The sequence below is a fragment of the Streptomyces sp. GbtcB7 genome, assembly GCF_019091445.1.
Taxonomy (GTDB): Bacteria; Actinomycetota; Actinomycetes; order Streptomycetales; family Streptomycetaceae; genus Streptomyces; species Streptomyces mirabilis.
In genome coordinates, this window is the sequence record NZ_JAGXJM010000005.1 from 31,060 (window position 1) to 55,605 (window position 24,546).

Consider the following 24,546-nt stretch of genomic DNA (forward strand, 5'->3'; position numbering starts at 1 on the left):
CGCACGTCAAGACGGTGTCAACGTCCACGTGACCGGCGCCAAGGATGCGTCAAGGGTCGTGCCGGACGACTCACGGAAGGGCTTCGGTGGGGGGAAGTACCCCTTCCCGTCGGAGAGTTGATCTTCAGTGAGCGGAGCGCGTCGGCTGCGATGAATGACGGACCGACCGAGATGAGTGATGTGCGGACCCGCGGGGGTGAGGTACGGACCGCCGTGGGTGACGTACGGCGCGGTCGGCTGAAGGTCTATCTGGGGGCGGCCCCGGGGGTCGGCAAGACCTACCGCATGCTCGACGAGGCGCGCCGCCGGGCGGCACGCGGCGCCGACGTGGTGGTGGGGTTCGTGGAGTGCCACGGCCGCCCGGGTACGGAGGCGCTGCTCGACGGCCTGGAGGTCGTACCGCGCGCCCGCTGCGCCCACCGCGGCGGGGAGTTCGAGGAGATGGACCTCGCCGCGGTCCTCGAGCGCCGGCCGCAGGTCGCAATCGTCGACGAGCTGGCCCACACCAACGTCCCCGGAGCCGGCCGCAACGCCAAACGCCGGCAGGACATCGAGGAACTGCTCGCCGCCGGGATCGACGTCATCACGGCCCTCAACATCCAGCACCTGGAGTCCCTCAACGACGTCGTCGAGAAGATCACGCGGATGCCGCAGCGCGAGACGGTGCCCGACGAGGTCGTACGACGGGCGCAGCAGATCGAGTTCGTCGACATCACGCCGGAGGGACTGCGTCGGCGGATGGCGCACGGCAACATCTACGCCCCCGAGAAGATCGACGCGGCCCTGGCCGACTACTTCCGGCCCGGCAATCTGACCGCGCTGCGCCAACTGGCCCTGCTGTGGGTGGCCGACCGGGTGGACGAGGCGCTCCAGTCGTACCGCTCCGAGCACGGTATCGGCGGGGTGTGGGAGATCCGGGAGCGGGTGGTCGTGGCCCTCACCGGCGGGCCCGAGGGGGGCACCCTCATCCGGCGGGCCGCCCGGATCGCCGACCGGTCGGCGGGCGGTGATCTGCTCGCCGTGCACGTGACCCGCAGCGACGGTCTCGCCGCGGGTGCCTCGCACGCCTCACTCGCCCGGCAGCGGCGGCTGGTCGAGGACCTGGGCGGGAGCTACCACTCGGTCGTCGGCGACGACGTGCCGGCCGCCCTCGTCGACTTCGCCCGGGCCGAGAACGCCACCCAACTCGTCCTCGGCACCAGCCGCCGGGGGCGCGTCGAGCGCTTCGTCACCGGCCGCGGCACGGGCGAGACGGTGGTCGAACTCTCCTCGGACATCGACGTCCACATCGTCACGCACGAGCGCGCGGGACGCGGCACGCTGCTGCCCTCGCGGCGGCGCACCCTGTCGACCGCGCGCCGGGTCGCGGGCCCGGTCGCCGGGCTGCTGCTGCCCGTGGCGCTCACCTTCCTGCTCGATCTCGACTGGGCCCGGGACCGGCTCAACCTCACCAGCGAGGCGCTGCTGTTCCTGCTCACCGTGGTGGGCGTGGCCTGCATAGGAGGGGTCGTCTCGGCGGTGATCGCCTCGATGACGGCGTCCCTGCTGCTCAACTACTGGTTCATCCCGCCCGTCGGGCAGTTCACGCTCGACGATCCCAACGCGCTGCTGGCCCTGGCGGTCTTCGCGGCGGTCGCCGCCGTGGTCGCCGGCGTCGTCGACCGCTCCCTGCGCCTGTCGCGGCGCTCGGCCCGCGCCACCGCCGAGGCCGAGACCATGTCCTCCCTCGCCGGCAGCATCGTGCGGGGCGGCGCCACGATCCCGGCGCTGGTGGAACGTACCCGCGAGACCTTCGGCATGGACTCGGCGGAACTGGTCGACGAGCCGCCCGGAGACAACGGCGCGACGGTCGTGCCCGCGGGCCCCGGCGCCTTCCTCGTCCTGCGCGGGCGCCCCCTGCCCTCCTCCGAGCGGCGCGTGCTCGCCGCCTTCGCCGCCCACGTGGGATCCGCCGTCGAACGCGCCAGGCTCGCGGAGGCCGCCGCCGAGGTCGAACCGGTCAGGGCCGCCGACCGGATGCGTACGGCGCTGCTGCGGGCGGTCGGCCACGACCTGCGCACGCCTCTCGCGGCGGGCTGGGCCGCGGTCTCCTCGCTGCGCAGCCGGGATGTCGACTTCTCCGACGAGGACCGGGACGAACTCCTCGCGACCGCGGACGAGTCCATGGCCAAGCTCAACCGCCTGGTCGAGAACCTCCTCGACCTCAGTCGCCTTCAGGCGGGCGCGCTCACGCTGAACCTGCGGGCCACCACACTGGAGGAGGTCCTTCCGGCGGCGCTCGCGGACACCCCCGAGGTGGTGGTCGGGGACCTGGAGGAGATCCCGGCCGTGCTGGCCGATCCGCCGCTCCTGGAACGCGTGATCGCCAACCTCGTGGGCAACGCGGCCCGCCACAGCCCGGCGGACCGCGAGGTGCTGCTGACCGCGAGCGCACACGCGGGCCGCGTCGAAGTCCGTGTCGTCGACCGCGGCCCCGGCCTGCCGCCGTCCCCCAAGCTCTCGGCTCCGCCCGAGCAGGGATGCACCCCTGTCCGCGACCGGCTCTTCGAGCCCTTCCAGCGCCTCGGCGACACCGACAACACCATCGGCCTCGGCCTTGGCCTGGCCCTGTCACGGGGGCTGACCGAGGCGATGGACGGCACCCTCACCCCGGAGGACACTCCCGGCGGCGGTCTGACGATGGTGCTGTCGCTGCCCTTCGCCGAGCGGGTGGATCTTCCCAGTGATACGCAGAGCGTAGGAGGCGGCGTATGAGCGGGGACGTACGAGTCGTGGAAGCGGCGTACGAGGGCTCGGGCCCGAGGTCGCCGTGGCAACCGCAGGAGGTGACGGTGTGATGACCGGCTATTCGCCCCGGGACCGGCTCGCCCTGGTGGCGGGCCTGGTGGGCCCCTTCCTGGTGGCGCTCGTCCTGGTGCCCTTCCGCACGGATCTGTCGCGTACGAACGCGGCGCTGATCCTGGTCGTGGTGGTGGTCGCGGTCGCCGCCCTCGGCAGCCGTACGGCGGGGGCGGTCGCGGCGCTGTCCGCGGCGGCCTGGTTCGACTTCTTCCTCACCCGCCCGTACGAGACGTTCGACATCCATACCTCGGCCGACATCGAGACGGCGGTGCTGCTGCTCGTCGTCGGCGTGATCGTGTCCCAGCTCGCGGCCCGGGCCCGCCGCCTGGAGGTCATCACGGTGACGGACGCGGACCATCTCGCCCGCGTCCACGAGACCGCCGTGCTCGCCCAGTCCGCCAAGTCGTCCGACACCGTGGTCGACCACGTCCGCGGCCAGCTCACCGAGCTGCTCGGCCTGCGCGGCTGTCGCTACGAGTACGGCACCCTGCTGGGGCAGCCGCCCCGGCTCGAGCAGGACGGAAACGTCTCGGTCGGCCACCGGCGCCGGGACGTCGACGCCTGCGGCTGGCCGGACGGCGAGATCGAACTGCGCACCTACGGCAACGGCCACTACCTGGGCCGCTTCATGCTCACCCCCGGCCCGGGCCCCGTACCGCCGCTCCAGGCCCGCCTGGTGGCGGTCACCCTCGCCGACCAGACGGGCGCAGCCCTCGACACGGCCGGGCGGTAGGTACCCGCAGGGTCACTGAGCGCGGGCGAGCCGGAGCCGCGTGGGAGTCGTGCGGGGCACACGGTCGTCAAGGTCGCGTCAAGGTCCGGGGCTTCGACGCGAAGAAGGCGCAAGGAAGGATCGAAAGCAGTCGAGGGCGGACAGAACCTGGGCGCACCCGCGCATCGCCTCCCCGCGTGCGCGGGCCATCGCGTAAGGAGCCCGTATTCCATGTCTGTCCTGACCACCGAGCCGGGGGCGACCCCCGCCGACGAGGAGCCGCCCGATACCGGCGAGCGCCATCGCCTCACCGCCCTCACGGGTCTGGCCGCCCTGTCGCTGGACGCGATGGCCTCGGTGGCGTACGGGCCCGAAGCCATCGTCCTGGTGCTGGCCGCGGCGGGCGCGCACGGCCTCGGCTTCACGCTGCCGGTGACAATGGCCATCGCCGGGCTGCTGGCGGTGCTCGTCGCCTCGTACCGGCAGGTGATCGCCGCGTTCCCGGACGGCGGCGGGTCGTACGCCGTCGCCAGGACGCACCTCGGCGCCCGTACGAGCCTGGTGGCGGCGGCCTCGCTGGTCCTGGACTATGTGCTGAATGTGGCGGTCGCCGTCACTGCCGGGGTGGCCGCCCTGACCTCGGCGTTCCCTGAACTCTACGGCGACCGGCTGTGGCTGTGTCTGGCCGTGCTGGTGCTGATCACGGGCGTGAATCTGCGCGGCGTCGTGGAGTCGGCGCGCGCGTTCATCGTGCCGACGGCCGTCTTCGTCGTGTCGATCCTGGTGCTGATCGCCGTCGGTCTCTTCCGGTCCTCGCCCGTCAGCACCGCGGCCGCGGCCGGGCACGCCTCCGTCCTCGCCGACAACGCCACCACCGTCGGCGCGCTGCTTCTGCTGAAGGCCTTCGCCTCGGGGTGCAGCGCGCTCACCGGTGTCGAGGCGCTGGCCAACGCCGTGCCGTCCTTCCGCGTCCCGCGCGTGCGCCGGGCCCAGCGGGCGGAGGTGGCCCTGGGCGCCGTCCTCGGGGTGATGTTGATCGGCCTGTCGGTCCTCATCTCGCGCTTCCACCTCCAGCCGGTCGAGGGTGTCACGGTCCTCGCCCAGCTCGCGGACGCCTCGCTCGGCCACAACTGGGCCTTCTACGTCATCCAGTTCGCCACGATGATCCTGTTGGCGCTCTCCGCGAACACCTCCTTCGGCGGCCTGCCCGTGCTGCTGAAGCTGCTCGCCCGCGACAACTACCTCCCGCACGTCTTCGCCCTGAAGGCCGACCGACAGGTCCACCGGCACGGTGTGCTCGCGCTGGCCCTGGTCTCGGAGGCCCTGCTCGTCTTCTCCGGCGGCGACACCAACACCCTGGTGCCGCTCTTCGCCATCGGCGTCTTCATCGGCTTCACGATCGCGCAGGTCGGAATGGTCCGGCACTGGCGTGGTGAGCGGGGGAGGGGGTGGCGGGGCAAGGCCCTGCTGAATGGTTTCGGCGCCGTGCTCACCGGCGTCTCGGCGGTCGTGGTGACGGCGACCAAGTTCGAGGAGGGCGCATGGCTGATAGTGATCGCCGTGCCGCTGCTGGTGGCCGCCTTCGAGACGGTGCACCGGGCGTACGCGCGCATCGGTGAGCGGCTGGGCCTCGGGCGGATTCCCGAGCCGCCGCACCGCGACCGTTCACTGGTGATCGTTCCGGTGTCGAACCTGTCCCGGCTGACCGTGGAGGCGCTGAACGCCGCCGCCTCCCTCGGCGACGAGGTGCGCGCCGTCACGGTGTGCCATCCCGACGCCGAGGACCGCGCCCACACCCACGCGCTGGCCCGCGACTGGGCACAGTGGGACCCCGGGGTACCGCTCGTCCAGCTCACCTCCGAGCGCCGCACCGTGGGGCGCCCGATCGCCGAGTACGTGGGCGAGACGGCCGCCGCGGAGCCCGGCACCCGGGTCACCGTGCTGATCCCCGAGGTCGAGCCGGACCGGCTGTGGCAGCGGCTGCTCCAGAACCAGCGGGGCGCGGTCGTCGCCCACGCGGTGCGCCGTGACACGGACGCGGTGATCTGCCGACTGCGGTTCCGCATCTTCTGAATCTTCCGAGGCCCGCTCCGACGTCCTGCTCCGACGCCCCACTCCAACGCTCTGCTCCGACGCCCTGCCCTGCTACGCGCCCTGCCGGCCCGCATCTCGCCGATGCGGGCCATTGGCGTCTCAGCCGGACGGCGGGACCCGTCTCCGCACGTGGACCAGTCGGCCGTAAGGGTTCCGTCAAAGGCGGACCGGCCGCCGTATGGGAGGTGTCAACGGCGGCCAGATCCGGCCATCGAGGCGGTTACCTCTAACCGTCCCCTTCATTTCTGAACCTCATCTAGGAGTTCGCGATGGCCGATCTGGCCTTCGTCGTCACCACGATCGCGGTGTTCGCGCTGGTGGCCCTCGTCGCCAAGGGGGTGACGAAGCTGTGACCGCCGAGAACATCGTCGGCCTGGTCGTGGCCGTCGCCCTGCTGGGCTATCTCGTCCTCGCCCTGATCTTCCCGGAGAGGTTCTGAGAGCGCCATGAGTCCCGTTCTTGCCGGCGTGCTCCAGCTGCTCGCGCTCATAGCGGCACTGGCCCTCGCCTACGTCCCCCTCGGCGACTACATGGCCAAGGTCTACTCCTCCGACAAGCACTGGCGTGTGGAGAAGTGGATCTACAAGGGCATCGGCGCCAATCCGAACACGGAGATGCGCTGGCCCGCGTACCTGCGCGGCGTCCTCGCCTTCTCCGCCGTAGGCGTCCTCTTCCTCTACCTGCTGCAGCGCCTGCAGGGTCATCTGCCCGGCTCGCTCGGCTTTGCCGCGATCGACCCGGACCAGGCGTTCAACACCGCCGCGTCGTTCGTCACCAACACCAACTGGCAGTCGTACTACGGCGAGCAGGCCATGGGCCACGTCGTGCAGACCGGCGGCCTCGCGGTGCAGAACTTCGTCTCCGCCGCGGTCGGCATCGCCGTCGCCGTGGCGCTCGTACGCGGCTTCTCGCGCTCCCGCACCGGTGAGCTCGGCAACTTCTGGGCCGACCTGGTGCGCGGCACGATCCGCATCCTGCTGCCGCTCTCCGTCGTCGCCGCGATCGTCCTGGTCGCCTGCGGCGCGATCCAGAACTTCTCCGGGATCCACTCCGTGGGCCAGTTCATGGGCGGCTCGCAGCAGTGGAACGGCGGCGCGGTCGCCTCGCAGGAGGCCATCAAGGAGATCGGCACCAACGGTGGCGGATACTTCAACGCCAACTCCGCCCACCCCTTCGAGAACCCCACCCCCTTCTCGAACCTCTTCGAGATCTTCCTGCTGCTGGTCATCCCGTTCGCGCTGACCCGCACCTTCGGCCGCATGGTCGGCAGCCTGAAGCAGGGCTACGCGATCCTCGCCACCATGGCCACGATCTGGCTCGGCTTCATCGCCCTGATGATGTGGACCGAGTTCGCCCACCACGGTCCGGCGTTCCAGATCGCGGGCGGCGCGATGGAGGGCAAGGAGAACCGCTTCGGTGTCGGCGCCTCGTCGATCTTCGCGGTGTCGACCACCCTGACCTCGACTGGTGCGGTGGACTCCTTCCACTCCTCGTTCACCGGCCTCGGCGGCGGTATCACCATCCTGGGCATGCAGCTCGGCGAGATCGCACCCGGCGGTACCGGCTCCGGTCTCTACGGCATGCTGATCATGGCGATCATCGCGGTGTTCATCGCCGGTCTGATGGTCGGCCGCACCCCCGAGTACCTGGGCAAGAAGATCGGCACCCGCGAGATCAAGTTCGCGGCCTGCTACATCCTCATCACCCCGGCACTGGTGCTCGTCTTCACCGCCGCGGCGATGGCCCTGCCGACTCCGGGCCACTCCATGACCAACAGCGGGGCGCACGGCTTCTCCGAGATCCTGTACGCCTACTCCTCCGGCGCCAACAACAACGGCTCGGCCTTCGCGGGCCTGAACGCCGACACGCAGTGGTTCAACAGCACGATCGGCATCGCGATGCTGCTCGGCCGCTTCCTGCCGATGGTGTTCGTGCTGGCGCTGGCCGGTTCGCTCGCCGAGCAGAAGCCGGTCCCGGCCACCGCGGGCACCCTGCGCACCGAAAAGCCGCTGTTCACCGGCCTGTTGGTGGGCGCAATCCTGATCATCACCGGTCTGACCTACTTCCCGGCGCTGGCGCTGGGTCCGCTGGCCGAGGGGTTGGCGTCATGACCACTCGCACAGATTCACCTTCAGAAGAGGACTCGATGTCCACAGCCACTCCGACCCGGGCGCCGCACAGCGATGTGCCGACCGGCCACAAGACTGACGAAAGCCGTGTCGGCGCCGGTCTGTTCGACCCGAAGCAGCTGCTCAAGTCGCTGCCGGACGCTTTCCGCAAACTCGACCCGCGGGTGATGATCAAGTCGCCCGTCATGTTCGTGGTGCTGGTCGGCTCGGTCCTGACGACGATCTTCTCCTTCAAGGACCCGGGCGACTGGTTCGGCTGGGCGATCAGCGCCTGGCTGTGGCTGACCGTGATCTTCGCCAACCTGGCGGAGGCGGTGGCCGAGGGCCGCGGCAAGGCCCAGGCGGACACACTCAGGAAGGCGAAGACCGACACCGTCGCCCGCCGCCTGACCGGCTCCGCCGAAGAACAGGTTCCCGGCACCGAACTGCGCGTCGGCGACCTGGTCGTCTGCGAGGCGGGCGACATCATCCCCGGCGACGGTGACGTCGTCGAGGGTGTGGCGAGCGTCGACGAGTCGGCCATCACAGGTGAGTCGGCCCCGGTCATCCGCGAGTCCGGCGGCGACCGCAGTGCCGTCACCGGCGGTACGAAGGTCCTCTCCGACCGGATCGTCATCAAGATCACGACGAAGCCCGGCGAGACCTTCATCGACCGGATGATCGCTCTGGTCGAGGGCGCCGCGCGCCAGAAGACCCCGAACGAGATCGCGCTGAACATCCTTCTCGCGTCCCTCACGATCGTCTTCCTGCTCGCGGTGGCGACCCTGCCGCCGTTCGCCAACTACGCGGGCACGCACCTCACGATGGTCGTCCTGGTGGCCCTCCTGGTCTGCCTGATCCCGACGACGATCGGCGCGCTGCTCTCCGCGATCGGTATCGCGGGCATGGACCGGCTGGTGCAGAGGAACGTCCTGGCCATGTCCGGAAGGGCAGTTGAGGCGGCGGGTGACGTCTCGACCCTGCTGCTCGACAAGACCGGCACCATCACCCTCGGCAACCGTCAGGCCTCCGAGTTCGTGCCGGTGACGGGGACGACCGAGGCCGAGGTGGCCGACGCCGCCCAGCTGTCGTCGCTGGCCGACGAGACGCCCGAGGGCCGCTCCATCGTCGTACTGGCGAAGGAGAAGTACGGGCTGCGCGAGCGGCACCAGGGCGAGCTGTCCGGGGCCGAGTGGATCGCCTTCACCGCCCAGACCCGTATGTCGGGTGTGGACGTCGACGGACGCAAGATCCGCAAGGGCGCGGCCGGTTCGGTCATCGCCTGGGTCCAGGAGCGGGGCGGCGAGGTGTCGGCCGACGCCGACACCCTCTCCAACCGGATCTCCGAAGCGGGCGGCACGCCGCTGCTGGTGGCCGTCGAGGACACCGACGGCGCGCGCGTCCTCGGAGTCATCCACCTGAAGGACGTCGTCAAGGAGGGCATGCGCGAGCGGTTCGACGAGCTGCGCCGGATGGGCATCAAGACCATCATGATCACGGGTGACAACCCGCTGACGGCCAAGGCGATCGCGGACGAGGCCGGCGTCGACGACTTCCTCGCGGAGGCGACTCCCGAGGACAAGATGGCGCTCATCAAGCGCGAGCAGGCGGGCGGCAAGCTCGTCGCGATGACCGGTGACGGCACGAACGACGCCCCCGCGCTGGCGCAGGCGGACGTGGGCGTGGCGATGAACACGGGTACGTCGGCCGCCAAGGAGGCCGGCAACATGGTCGACCTCGACTCGAACCCGACCAAGCTCATCGAGATCGTCGAGATCGGCAAGCAGCTCCTCATCACCCGGGGCGCGCTCACGACGTTCTCCATCGCCAACGACGTCGCGAAGTACTTCGCGATCATCCCGGCGCTGTTCGCGGCGGTCTACCCGGGCCTGGACAAGCTGAACATCATGCGCCTGTCCTCGCCCGACTCGGCGATCCTGTCGGCGGTCATCTTCAACGCGCTGATCATCATCGCGCTGGTCCCGCTCGCCCTGCGGGGTGTGCAGTACCGGCCGGTGAGCGCCGACAAGATGCTGCGGCGCAACCTCGGGATCTACGGCATCGGCGGCCTGATCGCCCCCTTCATCGGCATCAAGATCATCGACCTGCTCATCTCCCTCATCCCCGGAATCGGCTGATCGGCTATGAACAACTCGGTTACGAACACTGCCCGGTTGCTCTGGGCGGGCCTGCGCGCGCTCCTCGTGCTCACCGTGGTGACGGGCGTCCTCTACCCGCTGGCCATCACCGGGGTCGCCCAGGGCCTGTTCTCGGACCAGGCTAACGGCTCGGAGATCAAGGCGAACGGCAAGGTCGTCGGCTCCTCGCTGATCGGCCAGTCCTACAACCTGCCGCTGAAGAAGGGTCAGGAGACCCCGGATGCCGACCTGAAGTGGTTCCAGGGCCGCCCCGCGAACGGCCTCGGCACCAACAGCGTCAACACCCAGTACAAGCTGATCCTGTCGGGCGCCACCAACCGTTCCGGTGACAACGCCGACCTGATCAAGTGGGTCAAGGACGCCAAGGCCGCCGTCATCAAGGACAACTCGGTGAACGGCTACACGGTCAAGCCCTCCGACGTGCCCGCCGACGCGGTCACCTCGTCCGGCTCGGGCCTGGACCCGGACATCTCCCCGAAGTACGCCGACATCCAGGTGCACCGGATCGCGGAGAAGAACGGCCTGCCCGTCGCCCAGGTGCAGAAGCTGGTCGACGAGCACACCGACGGCCGCACCCTCGGCTTCATGGGCGAGCCCCGCGTCAACGTGCTCGAACTCAACATCGCGCTCAAGGGACTCGTGGCGAAGAGCTGATGGGGTTACCTGCACCACGCGGGAGTCGGCGGCCGGGGACGCTCCTCGAGTCGCCGACTCCCGCAGCCATGAGGCCGGTTCCGTATGGCTCCGGCCCGCCGTACGACAGGAAAGGTGCACACCGATGACCCGGGTACTGGTGGTGGAGGACGACCCTCAGCTCGTCCGGGCCCTCGTGATCAACCTGCAGGCCCGGCGGTACGGAGTGGACCCGGCCCCCGACGGCACCACCGCACTGCGCATCGCCGCCACCCGGCAGCCCGACGTGGTCCTGCTCGACCTCGGCCTGCCCGACATGGACGGCACGGACGTCATCAGGGCCCTGCGCGGCTGGACCCGCGTACCGATCCTCGTCCTGTCCGCCCGCCGCGCCTCCGACGAGAAGGTCGCGGCCCTGGACGCGGGCGCCGACGACTACATCACCAAGCCGTTCAGCATGGACGAACTCCTCGCCCGGCTGCGCGCCGCCGTCCGCCGCACGGACGACGTTCCGCTGACCCCCGAGACGACGCTCGTCATGACGGACGGCTTCACCATCGACCTGCTCGCCAAGAAGGCCACCCGCGCAGGGCACGACGTACGCCTCACACCGACCGAGTGGCATCTGTTGGAGATCCTGGTCACCAACCCCGGCCGGCTCATCACGCAGAAGCACCTGCTGGCGGAGGTGTGGGGAGTCAGCCAGAGCAACAAGACCAACTACCTGCGGGTCTACATGGCCCAGCTCCGCCGGAAACTGGAAGCGGACCCCGCCCACCCCCGCTATCTGATCACCGAGCCGGGCATGGGATACCGCTTCGAGAGCTGAAGCGTGCGTACGAAACCGACGAAGAGAAGAGAAGATGGCACGCGGCAAGCTTCGGATCTACCTCGGCGCGGCACCGGGGGTCGGCAAGACGTACGCGATGCTCTCCGAGGCGCACCGCCGGGTGGAGCGGGGCACCGACTGCGTGGTGGCGTACGTGGAGCACCACCACCGGCCGCGCACCGAGGTGATGCTGCACGGTCTGGAGCAGGTGCCCCGCAAGGAGTTGGAGTACCGCGGCACCACGTTCAGCGAGATGGACATCGACGCGGTGCTGGCCCGCCGCCCCCAGGTGGCCTTGGTCGACGAGCTGCCCCACACCAACATCCCCGGCTCCCGCAACGCCAAGCGCTGGCAGGACGTCGAGGAACTCCTCGCCGCCGGAATCGACGTGATCTCGACCGTCAACATCCAGCACCTGGAGTCACTGGGCGACATCGTGGAGTCCATCACCGGCATCCGGCAGCAGGAGACCGTCCCGGACGAGGTCGTACGCCGGGCCGACCAGATCGAACTGGTCGACATGTCACCGCCCGCGCTGCGTCGCCGTATGGCGCACGGCAACATCTACAAGCCGGACAAGGTCGACGCGGCGCTGTCCAACTACTTCCGCCCCGGCAATCTGACCGCGCTGCGCGAGCTGGCGCTGCTGTGGGTGGCCGACCGGGTCGACGAGTACCTGACCGAGTACCGCAGTGAGCACCGGGTCTCGAAGATCTGGGGTTCGCGGGAGCGGATCGTGGTCGGGCTGACCGGTGGTCCCGAGGGCCGCACTCTGATCCGCCGGGCCGCCCGGCTCGCGGAGAAGGGCGCGGGCGGCGAGGTCATGGCCGTCTACATAGCCCGCAGCGACGGACTGACCTCCGCCTCGCCCAAGGAACTGGCGGTCCAGCGCACGCTGGTGGAGGACCTGGGCGGCACTTTCCACCACGTCATCGGCGACGACGTCCCCACGGCGCTCCTCGATTTCGCGCGCGGGGTGAACGCCACCCAGATCGTCCTCGGGGTGTCCCGGCGCAAGACCTGGCAGTACGTCTTCGGACCAGGCGTCGGGGCGACGGTGGCCCGCGACTCGGGTCCCGACCTCGACGTCCACCTGATCACCCACGGCGAGGCGGGCAAGGGACGCGGACTGCCGGTCGCCCGGAGCGCACGACTCGGCCGCCTTCGGGTCGTCTGGGGCTGGTTGACCGGCGTGGCCGGGCCGGCCCTGCTCACCCTGCTGCTGACCGGCGTCGCGCCCGAAGTCGGCCTGGCCAACGACATGTTGCTGTTCCTGGCGCTGACGGTGGCCGCCGCCCTGCTGGGCGGGCTGTATCCCGCCCTGGCCTCGGCCGTGGTCGGCTCCCTGTTGCTGAACTGGTTCTTCACCCCGCCCGTCCACACCCTGACGATCGCCGACCCGAAGAACATCGTCGCCATCGCGATCTTCGTCGGGGTCGCGGTGTCGGTGGCGTCGGTGGTGGACCTGGCGGCCCGGCGTACGCACCAGGCGGCCCGGCTGCGCGCCGAGTCGGAGATCCTCTCCTTCCTCGCGGGCAGCGTGCTGCGCGGCGAGACCAGCCTGGAAGCCCTGCTGGAACGGGTCCGGGAGACCTTCGGCATGGAGTCGGTCGCGCTCCTGGAGCGGGAGAGCGACGTGACGCCGTGGACCTGCGCGGGCCGGGCGGGCACGGGGAGGACGTTGGAGCGGCCGGAGGACGCGGACGTGGACATGCCGGTGGGGGACCGGATGGCGCTCGCGCTGTCCGGGCGGGTCCTGCCGGCGGAGGACCGCCGGGTGCTGGCCGCCTTCGCCGCCCAGGCCGCGGTGGTCCTGGACCGGCAGCGGCTGCAGTCCCAGGCCGACCAGTCCCGTGCCCTGGCCGAGGGAAACCGCATCCGCACCGCGCTGCTGGCCGCCGTGAGCCACGACCTGCGGACCCCGTTGGCCGGGATCAAAGCGGCGGTCTCCTCGCTGCGGGCGGACGACGTGGCCTGGTCGGAGGAGGACCGGGCCGAGTTGCTGGAGGGCATAGAGGAGGGCGCAGACCGCCTCGACCACCTAGTGGGCAATCTGCTCGACATGTCCCGCCTGCAGACCGGCACGGTCACCCCGCTGATCCGCGAGATCGACCTGGACGAAGTGGTGCCGATGGCGCTGGGCGGCGTACCGGAGGACAGCGTGGAGCTGGACATCCCCGAGACGCTGCCCATGGTCGTCGTCGATCCCGGCCTGCTGGAACGCTCGGTTGCCAACCTCGTGGAGAACGCGGTGAAGTACAGCCCGGCGGGCGAACCGGTCCTGGTTGCGGCGAGTGCCATGGCCGACCGGGTGGAGGTACGGGTGGTGGACCGTGGCCCCGGCGTCCCCGACGAGGCCAAGGACCGCATCTTCGCGGCCTTCCAGCGCTACGGCGACGCTCCCCGCGGCGCGGGCGTCGGTCTCGGGCTCGCGGTCGCGCGGGGCTTCGCCGAGGCGATGGGCGGCACCCTCGCCGCCGAGGACACCCCCGGCGGGGGTCTCACCATGGTCCTCGGTCTCCTGGCCGCGGCCGGCAAAGGTGCGACGGCCGTGCCCGCACACGCTCCTGAGCGGATGATTCCTCCTCGGGCTGCCGATGCCCGCTCCGGACCGACATGCTGAAGTACGCTTTTGCTCAAGCGAGTTGGTCCCGCGGCCGACCCCGGTTTGTCACCGTTCGTGAAGTGCCATGATGCGGCTCAACAGTGGCAGTGGAGCCGTATCAGCAGGGTGTCCTCCGGCAGCGAGGCCAGGTACAGCTCCGTCTCCGGCCCGATGGTCGGGGCGGTGTGCGCGCAGCCATCCGGGTCGCAGGCACCGTGGACCGCGTGCCCGTCGGGCTCGATCCACCAGCCGTCCGGGGTGAGTACGTCCCGGTGCCACAACTTCATGTCGGCGGCCGGGCGGAGGTAGCCCGCCCGGCCGCCCTCGAACGCGATCACTGGGTGCTCGAACGGTTCCGGAAAGGACAGCCAGCCGCGTCCGAGGCTGAACGGATGACCCAAGTAGGTCTGGATCGGCGCCTGTTCACGGTAGGCGGCGAACATCGCCTCCCCGTACTGATCATCGGGGAACGCCTCCGGATCCGTCCGCCAGCGGTGCACGAAGTCCGCCAGGGGCACAGCGGGGGGATGCGCGGCCGACAGTTGTTGCCATAGGTCCCAGGACGCCCCGAGTGCCCGCTCAGCGGCGGCCGTGGGCCGGGTGAAGTCGAGCAGCCCTCGCGGACCGCCCGCGCAGACCCCCGGCACGCTCGGCAGTGGCGTGCCATCCCAGCGGGGCATGTCATGTATGAGCCGAGGATCGTCCCAGTGGCCCGCACCGACCGCGAACCCGTGGCCGTCGCTGCCGCCCCGGATCGTCCACGAGTCCCACATACCTCGGTCCACGGGGTTGTCGGAGTCCATGTCGAACGGAGCGAGGGCAGCGGCCAGCGCCGCGTCCACATCGCCCCCAGCTTCCGCGGGCAAGCACACCGTCACCGTCAACCCCGCCACCGCACTGCCCCGCTTCCCGTACTCAGACCAGGTGTCACACCCTAGAGCGGGTGCTCCGGACCGTGCGCGGTGGTTTCCGTGTGGTGCCTGGGCGGGGGCCCTGGGCAGCGGTGGTTTGGTGGCGTAGCAACGTCAGTCACGCAGGAGGGCCCACAGCACGTTGACTCGGCGGCGGGCGAGGGCGGGGACTGCCTGGATGTGCCGTTTACCTTCAGATCGCTTCCGGTCGTAGGAGGTTGTAGGTTGCCGCTGACTCGTCCTGAGTCTCGAGGCGCTGGCGCCAGGCCGGAGTCGATCGGGCGTGCCGAAGTTGGCCATGTCACCGCCGGTGGCGGCGAGGAATTCGGCGCCCATTACGGGTCCGATGCCTGGCACGCTGAGGATCACTTCGGCGTGCCGGTGCTCACGAAACCGTGACTCGATGAGCTTGTCGCGCGGGCGACGGGAAAGCGTCGCTCCTCTGCGTCTGCTCAGATGTGCATGTCGGGGGTCCCGCGAACTGCATACGCCGGCAGGCGGGCTTCCCTCAGGCAGGCCGGGGAGAGCGAGAGGCCGAACCGCTGCTCAATCACGCCGAGGGTGCGCCGGTAGGTATCCGTGAAGTGCTCGCGTTCGTGAGCGATGAGGGTGGTCCCGTCGGGCTGCAGCACGTTCCCGGCAACGAGGTCTGGAAGCAGCAGGTCAGGCTCCCGGCCCCAGCGCCACACTTCCTCGCCCAGCCCGAAGCCACACAGTTCCACGCCGTCCCGAGCGTAAAAGACAGTGGCCGGCGGATGCTCTTGCATCGGCACGTAGTGGATGGCTTCGGCACCGTTGCGGGAGATCTCTGCCAGCCGGTCCCCGCCGGTCGAGTCCCCGTACTCCAGAGCGAACGACCAGTCTCCGTGCTCTCCGACCCGTACAACACCATCGCCATCCTCGCCCGGGCGGTACCACTCGCCGAGGTCCCACGCTTCGGCGTCGGTGATCGGCTCGGTCGCTCCGTCCCGGTCGCCTCCCATACGCACCGCCAGTTCCTGCGCGGACATCCCGCGTGCGAACACCACGCTGGACATCCAGTGCTCCAAATCGACCAGCCACCGAATCCCGTCGTGCATGCCTTCGCCCCTCACTCATCAGCCATTGATTGCCGGGCGCACCCTATGACGCGCCACAGACACGGCGATCTCGCAGAGCAGCGTCAAGTGTTCACGTCATCGGCCTGGAAGCGTGGCGCCGACGCCACCGCGCTCAACCGGCCGACGGGGACGACACGGGCCGGGTCGCGGTCATGAAGTCAGTACGGCAGCTACCCCCGGCGATGCTAGGAAGCGTGCCCGTTCTTTCCTTTACCTGTTTCGCAGTTACGGGGCTGGGACGAGGGGGCCATCGCTGAGTTGATGCTGCGGATTTCGAGAGGCCGAACATCGGGGCGAGCTGCCGCAGCGTCAGGTTGGTACGCCAGTAAGCGGCGACGAGTGACTACCGGTCCTCCAGCGGTATCGGCCGCGGACGCCCCAACCGTAATACTTCGGCCCCTTCGCGGCGCAGCACCATGATCAGCTTGCGGAAGCGCGCGGGTTCAGGAAGGCAGGACATGCGCCATGACCGTCCTCGCATCACCGATCCCGCGGTTCCGCCTGGCCATGCCGGTTTAGAAGCGACGAAGACTCGACGAAGACTCGACGAAGAAACGACGAAGAGAGGCGCATCATCATGAAAGTGCTCCAGATCGGCGCCGCCGGAGGCGTCAGCCATCGGCTCGCCCGTCTGCTCGTCGCCCGCGGTCACGCGGTGACCGGCATGCACCGCGACCCCGCCCAGGCCGAGACCGTGCGCGCGAGTGGCGCGACACCCCTCACCGGGGACCTCGTCGACGACTCGGTGGACGGGCTCGCGGCGAAGATCGGCGGGCACGACGCGGTGGTGTTCTCCGCCGGAGCCCACGGCACCGGCAGGGACAAGACCACCGCCATCGACGGCAAGGGCCTGGAGAAGGCCGCAGCCGGGGCCGCCCGTGCCGGGGTCTCGCGGTTCGTGCTCGTCTCCGTCTTCCCGGAAGCCCTGCGCGCCGACGAGCCCGACGAGGGCTTCGAGCACTACGTGAAGGTCAAGAAGACCGTCGACGTGTACCTCAGCCGCACCGGCCTCGACTGGCTGATCGTCCGTCCCGGCACCCTCCTCGACGAGCCCGGCACCGGCCGTGTCACCGCGGGCCCGGCCGTCGAGTACGGCGACGTGCGCCGCGACGACGTCGCGGCGTTCATCGACGCGGCCCTGCACGAGCCGGCCCTGAGCCGCGTCATCGTCGAACTCACCGGCGGCGAGACCTCCGTGACCGAGGCGGTCGCTCGGCTCGTGAGCTCGTGAGCCCCGCCCCCGACAGTCCCCCCGCAGGCGGTGTGCCGGGGGTGTCGCTCACCGTGGAGCGCCGACCGCGCGCAGCACCGCGTCGGCCATGCCGCGTGCGCCGCGCTCGTTGGGATGCATCGGGGCGGCGGGAAGGCTGGGCAGTAGCGGCTCGATCCAGCGGGTGTCCCTGCCCGAGCAGGCGTCACGGCCGACGGACGGCTTGTACGTGTCGACGTATCCGGCTCCGGCGTCCTGCGCCCGCTTGCGCAGCACGGCGTTGAGCTGCTGTTCCTTGTCGTGGAGGTAGGTCGCGTCACCGGGTGCGAGGGTCAGGTCGTCGGCGCAGCCGGTGCCATGGGCCGGCAGGATCGCCGGGTATCCCACGACGTACACACGGGCCTTCGGGGCACGGCGCTTCACCTCGGCCAGTGCTTCGGACAGCCGCTCACCCGCCGTGTCGACCTTCCGCTGTACGTCGTCGGTGTCGCCGGAGACGTACTTCCCCCGGCACGGCGCGTCGTCCCCGATGTACTTGCCGCGGCCGGTCATGTCGTAGAACACGCCCGCCTTGACGCACGTGGTGACCAGCGAGGCGAAGCCGATGTCGTTGCCGCCGATGCCCAGGGTGACCAGCCGCGTCCCGGCGGACAGTGCCGACAACTGGGCCGGGTTGGTGCCGTCGTCGGTGGACTGCGGTGTCGTCAGGTCGGCGACGGTGGCCCCGCTGCAGCTCACGTCGCGGAAGTCGGCCGCCCGCAGCCCCAGCCGCTCGGCGACCAGCGCCGGGTAGTCGTGGTCGGAGCGATCGCACCCGGCGGGGGCTCCGGTCCGATTGGGGATCCGCGGCCCGGCGGTGTAGGAGTCGCCGAGCGCCACGTACGGTCCCCGTGGCGTCGCGACGCCGACCGGGTCGGTGCCCGAGTGGTGCCGGGTGATGCCGACCGCGGCGACCAGGGTGGCGCAGGCCAGGAAGACCCCGATCAGCACGGTCCGTAGGTGATTCTTCATCAACATGTCCTGCTGCCTCGGTGACGGTGAGGGCGCGCACGCCGGAGGGCCCAACAGCCCGGTGTCCAAAGGGAAACAGCCCTGGGAGAGGTCTTGTCGTCCCGCTCTCGGGGACGTCATCAGGCTCTCGGACGGGACCCTGTCGCGTCGTCCTCCGGCTGCCGACAATCCCGGCTACTGAGAACGCAGTACGCCGTGGAGTGCGCGTAGTGCCGATGCAGACGCACGCCGGCGCCCACCGTGGTCCTCAGTCGCTGCCACGCCACTGGAGCAGATCGAGGGCGACGGCGACCTTGACGGTGTTGTCCTCGAGTGGCTTCGGGAGCAGGTGGTCGGCTCGGTCGAGCTGCCGGAGCAGGGTGTTGCGGTGGGTGTAGAGCCGGCCGGCGGCGCGGGTCGTGTTGCACTGGGCCTGGATGTACGTGAGGACGGCGTGCCTCAGTTCCGGGCTCGCCGTGGCGAGGTCGCCGAGGGTGGTCTTGACGAAGTCGTCGGCCTGTTCGACGTCCTGACTGATCAGGCTGCTGAGCTGGACGTCGTCGAAACCGGCGACACGACGCGGTGAACGGAGCCTGGCGAGCATGCGCTGGGTGGTCAGCGCGGCGAGGTGGCTGCGCCGGAAGCCTTCCCTGCCCCCGGCGGGCGGGCCCACGGCGATCCGGACGCCCGGCAGCGGGTCGAGGAGCCGGCTCAGCAGGCCGGTGTCGGGTGCGGCGGGTCCGGGCAGCCACACCCACAGAGTGGCCGCGCCGACGATCACGGTGAGCGGTTGCTGCACTCCGGCCGTCTGTGCCAGAGCCTCGGTCGCACGCTCGAGGTGGCCCGGTTCGGGGGCCGGTTCCTCGCTCCACACGACGGCGGCGGTGTGTGTCCGGTCGAGGGCGTAGCCCAGGCGTGCTTCCGCCCGTTGCCGGCTGATGGGCGCGCCCTCGACGAGCAGGGTGACGATCTCGCGACGTTCGGCGTGCGTGCCGTGGGTCAGCTCTTCGCGCTCGGTGGCCATGCGGGCGGCGATGTCGACAATCGTGGTGTCGAGGAAGCCCGAGACGGAGCGCGCCGACACGTCGAGCAGCTCGCGCAGTTCGTCGGGGTCGGAGGTCAGGGTGAAGGCGGTCTGCATCCAGCGCCGCCAGGCCGCGTTCTGTCCGACGCGGTAGGAGTCGAGGGCCGATTCGTCGAGCCCGCGGCGTACCAGGTCGCGTGCGTGGCTGAGACTGTCCGGGCCGGTGTACGCGGGTACCGGCGCGCCGGGGTCGCGCACGGTCTCCGACGCCCAGAACGTCAGGTGGGCGCGGTTGATCCGCCGTGTGGCGGCGCGCAGGGCGGGGTCCTGCGCGATGGCTCGCATGGTCGCCGCCGCCAAGGTCGCCTCGTCGATCTCGTCGAGCCACTCCTGCAGACTGTTGAGTGCGATCTCCGCACCCTGCCGAAGCAAATCGCATGTACGTTCGGAAGGGTGCTGCCAGGTCATCTCCGCACGTTAGCCCGCGGTGGTGCAGAATGCACTGGTCTTTTCCGATGAAGGTGCGAACTGCCACATCGTACTGGCCGGTATGTGAGGTCATCATCGAGGCACCACCCAGCGAACGCCTCAGCAACGGAGTCCCCGCACATGACCCGTCAGAGCGAGCACATCGACGTGCTGATCATCGGCGCCGGCATCTCCGGCATCGGCGCTGCCCACTACCTGCAGACCGAGCGGCCGGGTAGCAGTTACGCGATCCTGGAGGCCCGTGGTGTCTCCGGCGGCACGTGGGCGCTGTTCCGCTATCCGGGCATCCGGTCGGACTCCGACCTGCACACCTTCGGCTACGCCTTCAAACCGTGGCGCAACGACAAGTCGATCGCCACCGCCGATCTGATCCTCGACTACCTGCGGGAGACCGCGGGGGAGAGCGGCATCGAACAGCGCATCCGCTACCACCACCGGGTGCGCGCCGCGGCCTGGTCCACCGCCGAGGCCCGCTGGACGGTGGAGATCGAGCGCGCCGACACCGGTGAGACGGTGTCGATGACCGCGAACTGGCTGTTCTGCGCGGGTGGTTACTACCGCTACGACGAAGGGTTCACCCCCCGGTTCGAGGGCCGGGAGCGGTTCGCCGGACAGATCGTGCACCCGCAGCACTGGCCGGAGGACCTGGACTGCGCGGGCAAGAAGGTCGTGGTGATCGGCAGCGGTGCGACGGCCGTCACGCTGATCCCGGCGCTGGCGGACACGGCCGGCCATGTCACCATGCTCCAGCGTTCGCCCACCTACATCCTTCCGGTCGCGTCGGAGGACGTGATCGCGAACGCGCTGCGCAAGGTGTTGCCCGCCGGCCTCGCCTACCGGCTCACCCGGCGCAAGAACATCGCCATGCAGCGCTTCATCTGGCGGACCTCGCAACGCCACCCACGGGTCGTGCGACGTCTCATCCGCGCCGTGAACATCAGGCAACTGCCGGTCGGTTATCCCGTGGACGAGCACTTCAACCCGTCCTACGACCCCTGGGACCAGCGGCTGTGCGTGGTCCCCGACGCGGACCTGTTCAAGGCGCTCAAGAAGGGAACGGCCTCGGTCGTCACCGACCGGATCGCGACGTTCACCGAGTCCGGCATCCGGCTCGAGTCCGGTCGTGAGCTCGACGCCGACATCATCGTCACCGCCACCGGGTTGAACGTGCAGCTGTTCGGCGGGATGGCGCTCTCGGTGGACGGCGAACCCGTCGACTTCGCCGACAAGGTGGCCTTCAAGGGCATGATGCTGAACGGCGTACCGAACTTCGCCTTCGCGATCGGCTACACGAACTCCTCGTGGACGCTCAAGGTGGGCCTGCTGTGCGAGCACTTCACCCGGCTGCTCGGACACATGGACGCCACCGGCACGGACATCTGCTGCCCCGAGCTCCCCGACCCGGCCATGCCGACCCGTCCGCTGCTCGACTTCGGCGCCGGATACGTCAAGCGGTCCCTCCACATGATGCCGCGTCAAGGACACGCCTATCCCTGGCTCATGTCGATGAACTACCACTCCGACGTCAAACTGCTGCGCGGCGGCCCCGTCGAGGACGACAACCTGCGCTTCGCCTCCGCTGCCCGCCAAGCGAAAGCCGAGACGTCGGCATGAGCGACGACCGCTTCGCTCCCGTCGGAGGCGACATCACCCCATGCCACCGGACGCACGGCGACGACCGACGGCCGCGTCGGCCGGGGCTTCTTCGGCATCCGCTCCGACAACCGTGACGCCGGTCGGTCCACGAGGTTCGCGGCGACCTAGCCCAGGACACCACCGGCCTGCTCGACCACCTCGGTGTGGCGAGAGCGCAACTGGTCGCCATGTCCAAGGGCGGCATGATCGCCCGTGCCAAGGACAAGGCCATCGGCCCGGCAGGGCACGGCGCGACAGACCGACACCTTCCGGAAGTCCGGCGACCGGACCGCGGAACTCCGAGATGTCACGACACCGACCCCATAATCCACGGCGACCGTGACGTCATGGTCGCCCCCAGCGGCGGGCGGCCCAAGGCCGGGGCCCTCCTCGGCGCCTGCCATGTCGTCATCGCCGCATGACAGAACGTGGCGGTGGTCGATCCCGCACGCCCGTTCTGCCCCACCGGTCTGACGGTGGTTTGTTGATGGCGGGTTCGTGTGGGAGTAGGCCGTGAAGTAAAGGCGTCAACTACGGCCTGGGGAGCCCGAGATGACGAAACGACTGCCGTGTCCGCCCGCACCGGGCCCGCTGGAAGCCTATGCCGCCCGCTTCGATGATCTCCTTTCCACGTTGGCGCAGCGGCGGGGGTTTCGCGAGTACCTGGCCGGGCTGTTGCTGCCGCGGGACCGCAACAAGACGCTGACCTGCCTGGCCGGCACGGAGCCCGTGGTGGGTGCCCAGCATGCGGCGGTGCAGCGCCTGCAGTTCTTTCTGTCCGAGTCAACCTGGGACGGCGAGCAGGTCAATGCCTGCCGCCTGGAGTTGTTACTGGCCGACCCGGCCACTGCGCCGCATGACGGCGGGGTGCTGGTCATCGACGATTCCGGGGACCGCAAGGACTGCAGCGCGACGGCGCATGTGGGCAAGCGGTATCTCGGCTCGGTCGGGAAGATCGACCGTGGTGTGGTCACGGTGACCACCTGCTGGGCCGACGACACCTCTACTACCCACTGCATGCCGTGCCCTACACCCCCGCCCACCACTTCCCCGGCGGGAAGAATGACCCGGCCTTTTGCGCCAAGCTGCAGATCGGGGCCGCTCTGGCCCGCGCGGCGAAGACAGCGGGCGTGGTGTTCCGGGCGGTCGTCGCGGACTGCGCCTACGGCGACCACAACACCTTCCGCGCTGAACTGTCCGACGCCCGCCTGCCGTTCGTGATGGCCCTCAAACGCGGCCATGGCACCTGGCAGTACAAAGACGCCTTCCTGACCCGTCGATGCCGCCCGCGAACTGGCCTGGCACGGCCCCGAACAGAGCGGCGACTGGCAGCTGGTGACCCGCAACTTCCGTGACGGACGCACCGCGACCTGGTGGGCCGCCGATGCCCAGCTTGGCTGGTGGGGACCGGACGGCGTGATCCGGCTCGTGGTGGCCACTACCGACCCGGCCACCCTGCCCGAGACGTCCACCTGGTACCTGGCCACCAACTTGCCCCGGCCCGGATCACCCCGCGAGCAGCGCAGCCGGCACCCGGCCGCCGATCTCACCGAGGTGGTACGGCTCTACGGGCTGCGGCACTGGGTCGAGCAGAGCTACAAGCACGTCAAGGACGAACTCGGCTGGGCCGACTTCCAGGTCCGCTCCGATACCGCCATCCGCCGCCACCAGACCCTCGTGAACTGCGCGTTCAGCTTCTGTTGGAACACCTGGTTCACGCCGGACCGTCCGCTCCGGTCGGCCCACCACCCGGGCCTGGCGCACCGTCAGGACCGGCAGAGAGGGGGAGAACCTGGGTCCCAGCAGCCCCGACCGGCCTGCTGGCCCCAAGCCATCCGGGCCGTCCGTGGCTGGCTGACGCCCTGGGCCATGCTGCAACGCTACTGGCGGGCCTGGACGACGAAGCCCCCGCCCCCAGCACTCCAAGAACTGATCAACACCGTCGGCACCGGCAGACCCCTGAACCTCTACATCCCGGTCCAACAAACCACCGCTAGTCGCTAGGCGTGCGGCCTCGCCGTGCTCGCCCGTTCCACCAGCAGCGTCGACAGCTCCGTGCGCGTGCCCTCCGGGCGGTCCCCCTCCATCATGCGGACCAGCAGGTGCAGGGCCGTCGCCGCCATCTCCGACAGCGGTTGGCGGACGGTGGTCAGGGCGGGGGTGGTCCAGCGGGACTCTGGGAGGTCGTCGAAACCGACGACGCTGATGTCGTGTGGCACCCTCAGACCGCGCTCGGCCAGTGCCTCGTACACGCCCAGCGCCATCCGGTCCGAGCAGACGAAGACCGCCGTCGGGGGCTCACGCAGGTCGAGGAGGTCCAGCGTGCGGCGGCGGGCGATCGTCTCGTCGAAGCCGGCGCGGCGGACGTACTCGGGGCGGTGCCGGATGCCCGCCGAGGCGAGCGCGGAACGGTAGCCGGCGACCCACGCGCTGCTGCACAGCTTGCGCTGATGGCCGGCGATCACGGCTATGCGTTCGTGGCCGAGCGCGAGCAGATGCTCGGTCGGGGTCACGCCGCCCTGCCAGTTCGCCGCGCCGACGCACACGACGCCCGGCGGCGGCTCGAGGACCGGGTCGATCAGGACGTACGGGATGGGGTGCTGGTCCAGCCAGGCGCACTGGGACGGGGTGAGCTCGCCCAGGTTGAACAGCACCCCGGAAGAGCCGCTCGCGATGAGCTTGTCCAGCCAGCCGCGCTCCGGGCGCGCGCCCCGCGTCCGGGTCAGCCCGGCCGAGACCACGACCTCGAGCCCCGCGTCGTGCGCCGCCGCCTCCACCCCGTGCAGCACCGCCCCCGACACGAACTGTCGAGCGAGTGCACGACCAGGTCGACCAGCCCGGGCACCTTCGCCACGTCGAAACGGGGCCTGCGCACATAGCCGAGCCGGTCCAGTGCCTCGGTGACACGACGGCGCGTCTCGGGTGCCACGTCCTCCCGGCCGTTGGCAACCTTGGAGGCGGTCGGCACGGACACCCCGGCCTCGCGGGCGACCACGGCCAGCGTCGGACCGGCGGCCACGCCCGCACTCCCCGTGCGGACCATAAAGAACCACCTCTCAGACCCGCCCGAGGGCCATGAAAAGTTCCGACCGACGAACAAACAGTAAGCGCTTCCTACCCTAGGTTCGCCGGAGGATGCCGGGAAGGGGCCGGACTTCGCAGGTCTTCGCGTTCCCGAACTTTCGAAACTTCGAACACGCCGACGG

19 protein-coding genes and 3 pseudogenes are annotated in these 24,546 nt (G+C 70.0%); 15 read left to right on the forward strand and 7 right to left on the reverse strand.

From position 1 onward, the window contains the following. The first annotated feature begins 213 nt into the window (after positions 1–213). The 9 genes from KVT44_RS10485 (at position 214) to KVT44_RS10525 (ending at position 13,999) form a co-directional block, all read left to right on the forward strand. Complete coding sequence (locus KVT44_RS10485; RefSeq protein WP_217567013.1) at positions 214–2,754, forward strand: ATP-binding protein; 2,541 nt, start codon at positions 214–216, stop codon at positions 2,752–2,754. 82 nt (positions 2,755–2,836) lie between these two features. Beyond that, on the forward strand, positions 2,837–3,574 hold the full coding sequence (locus tag KVT44_RS10490) for a DUF4118 domain-containing protein (protein ID WP_217566809.1): 738 nt from the start codon (positions 2,837–2,839) through the stop codon (positions 3,572–3,574). Positions 3,575–3,784: 210 nt separating this feature from the next. Then, on the forward strand, positions 3,785–5,626 hold the full coding sequence (locus KVT44_RS10495; protein WP_217566810.1) for an APC family permease: 1,842 nt from the start codon (positions 3,785–3,787) through the stop codon (positions 5,624–5,626). A gap of 370 nt (positions 5,627–5,996) precedes the next feature. Next, positions 5,997–6,086 (forward strand): K(+)-transporting ATPase subunit F, encoded by a 90-nt coding sequence (kdpF, locus tag KVT44_RS10500; RefSeq protein WP_016434100.1) that lies wholly within the window; start codon positions 5,997–5,999, stop codon positions 6,084–6,086. 7 nt (positions 6,087–6,093) lie between these two features. After that, on the forward strand, positions 6,094–7,758 hold the full coding sequence (gene kdpA, locus KVT44_RS10505; protein ID WP_217566811.1) for a potassium-transporting ATPase subunit KdpA: 1,665 nt from the start codon (positions 6,094–6,096) through the stop codon (positions 7,756–7,758). Continuing rightward, a complete protein-coding gene (gene kdpB, locus KVT44_RS10510; RefSeq protein WP_217566812.1) occupies positions 7,755–9,893 on the forward strand; it encodes a potassium-transporting ATPase subunit KdpB in 2,139 nt (712 codons plus the stop codon). The genes kdpA and kdpB overlap by 4 nt, the downstream gene beginning before the upstream one ends. Positions 9,894–9,899: 6 nt before the next feature. Continuing rightward, positions 9,900–10,568 carry a potassium-transporting ATPase subunit C gene (locus KVT44_RS10515; RefSeq protein WP_054233354.1) on the forward strand — a complete coding sequence of 223 codons (669 nt, stop codon included), beginning with the start codon at positions 9,900–9,902 and terminating at the stop codon, positions 10,566–10,568. Between the two features lie 124 nt (positions 10,569–10,692). Further along, positions 10,693–11,376, forward strand: coding sequence for a response regulator (locus KVT44_RS10520; protein WP_217566813.1), 684 nt, complete (start codon positions 10,693–10,695; stop codon positions 11,374–11,376). A 34-nt stretch (positions 11,377–11,410) separates the two neighbouring features. Then, a complete protein-coding gene (locus tag KVT44_RS10525) occupies positions 11,411–13,999 on the forward strand; it encodes a sensor histidine kinase KdpD (protein ID WP_217566814.1) in 2,589 nt (862 codons plus the stop codon). A 77-nt stretch (positions 14,000–14,076) separates the two neighbouring features. On the opposite strand, the gene KVT44_RS10530 is transcribed toward KVT44_RS10525, so the two are convergent. The 4 genes and pseudogenes from KVT44_RS10530 to KVT44_RS10545 all read right to left on the reverse strand — a co-directional run. Next, complete coding sequence (locus KVT44_RS10530) at positions 14,077–14,847, reverse strand: hypothetical protein (RefSeq protein ID WP_217566815.1); 771 nt, start codon at positions 14,845–14,847, stop codon at positions 14,077–14,079. 159 nt (positions 14,848–15,006) lie between these two features. Further along, a pseudogene (locus KVT44_RS10535) lies at positions 15,007–15,306 on the reverse strand (transposase); the annotation flags it as partial. A gap of 38 nt (positions 15,307–15,344) precedes the next feature. Further along, the gene (locus tag KVT44_RS10540; RefSeq protein WP_217566816.1) at positions 15,345–15,971 is read right to left on the reverse strand and encodes a hypothetical protein; all 627 of its coding nucleotides are present in this window, start codon (positions 15,969–15,971) and stop codon (positions 15,345–15,347) included. A gap of 283 nt (positions 15,972–16,254) precedes the next feature. Further along, positions 16,255–16,473: pseudogene (locus tag KVT44_RS10545) on the reverse strand (transposase family protein); the annotation flags it as partial. A 96-nt stretch (positions 16,474–16,569) separates the two neighbouring features. Between KVT44_RS10545 and KVT44_RS10550 the strand changes: the two are divergent. Then, the gene (locus KVT44_RS10550; RefSeq protein ID WP_217566817.1) at positions 16,570–17,223 is read left to right on the forward strand and encodes an NAD(P)H-binding protein; all 654 of its coding nucleotides are present in this window, start codon (positions 16,570–16,572) and stop codon (positions 17,221–17,223) included. 48 nt (positions 17,224–17,271) lie between these two features. Here the strand turns inward: KVT44_RS10550 and KVT44_RS10555 are convergent, their stop codons facing one another. Beyond that, positions 17,272–18,213 (reverse strand): SGNH/GDSL hydrolase family protein, encoded by a 942-nt coding sequence (locus tag KVT44_RS10555; RefSeq protein WP_217566818.1) that lies wholly within the window; start codon positions 18,211–18,213, stop codon positions 17,272–17,274. Between the two features lie 247 nt (positions 18,214–18,460). Continuing rightward, the gene (locus tag KVT44_RS10560; protein WP_217566819.1) at positions 18,461–19,684 is read right to left on the reverse strand and encodes a CdaR family transcriptional regulator; all 1,224 of its coding nucleotides are present in this window, start codon (positions 19,682–19,684) and stop codon (positions 18,461–18,463) included. A gap of 141 nt (positions 19,685–19,825) precedes the next feature. Here KVT44_RS10560 and KVT44_RS10565 point away from each other — a divergent pair, with 141 nt between their 5' ends. The 5 genes from KVT44_RS10565 to KVT44_RS57950 all read left to right on the forward strand — a co-directional run bounded on the left by KVT44_RS10565 (position 19,826) and on the right by KVT44_RS57950 (position 23,344). Beyond that, on the forward strand, positions 19,826–21,319 hold the full coding sequence (locus KVT44_RS10565) for an NAD(P)/FAD-dependent oxidoreductase (RefSeq protein ID WP_217566820.1): 1,494 nt from the start codon (positions 19,826–19,828) through the stop codon (positions 21,317–21,319). A gap of 185 nt (positions 21,320–21,504) precedes the next feature. Continuing rightward, on the forward strand, positions 21,505–21,762 hold the full coding sequence (locus KVT44_RS10570; protein WP_217566821.1) for a hypothetical protein: 258 nt from the start codon (positions 21,505–21,507) through the stop codon (positions 21,760–21,762). Positions 21,763–21,892: 130 nt separating this feature from the next. Then, positions 21,893–22,561 (forward strand): transposase, encoded by a 669-nt coding sequence (locus KVT44_RS61020; RefSeq protein WP_368857585.1) that lies wholly within the window; start codon positions 21,893–21,895, stop codon positions 22,559–22,561. Continuing rightward, positions 22,444–22,695 carry a transposase gene (locus tag KVT44_RS57945; protein WP_368857586.1) on the forward strand — a complete coding sequence of 84 codons (252 nt, stop codon included), beginning with the start codon at positions 22,444–22,446 and terminating at the stop codon, positions 22,693–22,695. The genes KVT44_RS61020 and KVT44_RS57945 overlap by 118 nt, the downstream gene beginning before the upstream one ends. Next, positions 22,676–23,344 (forward strand): hypothetical protein, encoded by a 669-nt coding sequence (locus tag KVT44_RS57950; RefSeq protein ID WP_254649225.1) that lies wholly within the window; start codon positions 22,676–22,678, stop codon positions 23,342–23,344. Before KVT44_RS57945 ends, KVT44_RS57950 begins: the two co-directional genes overlap by 20 nt. Here KVT44_RS57950 and KVT44_RS10580 read toward each other — a convergent pair. Further along, a pseudogene (locus tag KVT44_RS10580) lies at positions 23,341–24,383 on the reverse strand (LacI family DNA-binding transcriptional regulator). The gene KVT44_RS57950 and the pseudogene KVT44_RS10580 sit on opposite strands and share 4 nt — an antisense overlap. Between the last annotated feature and the right edge of the window lie 163 nt (positions 24,384–24,546).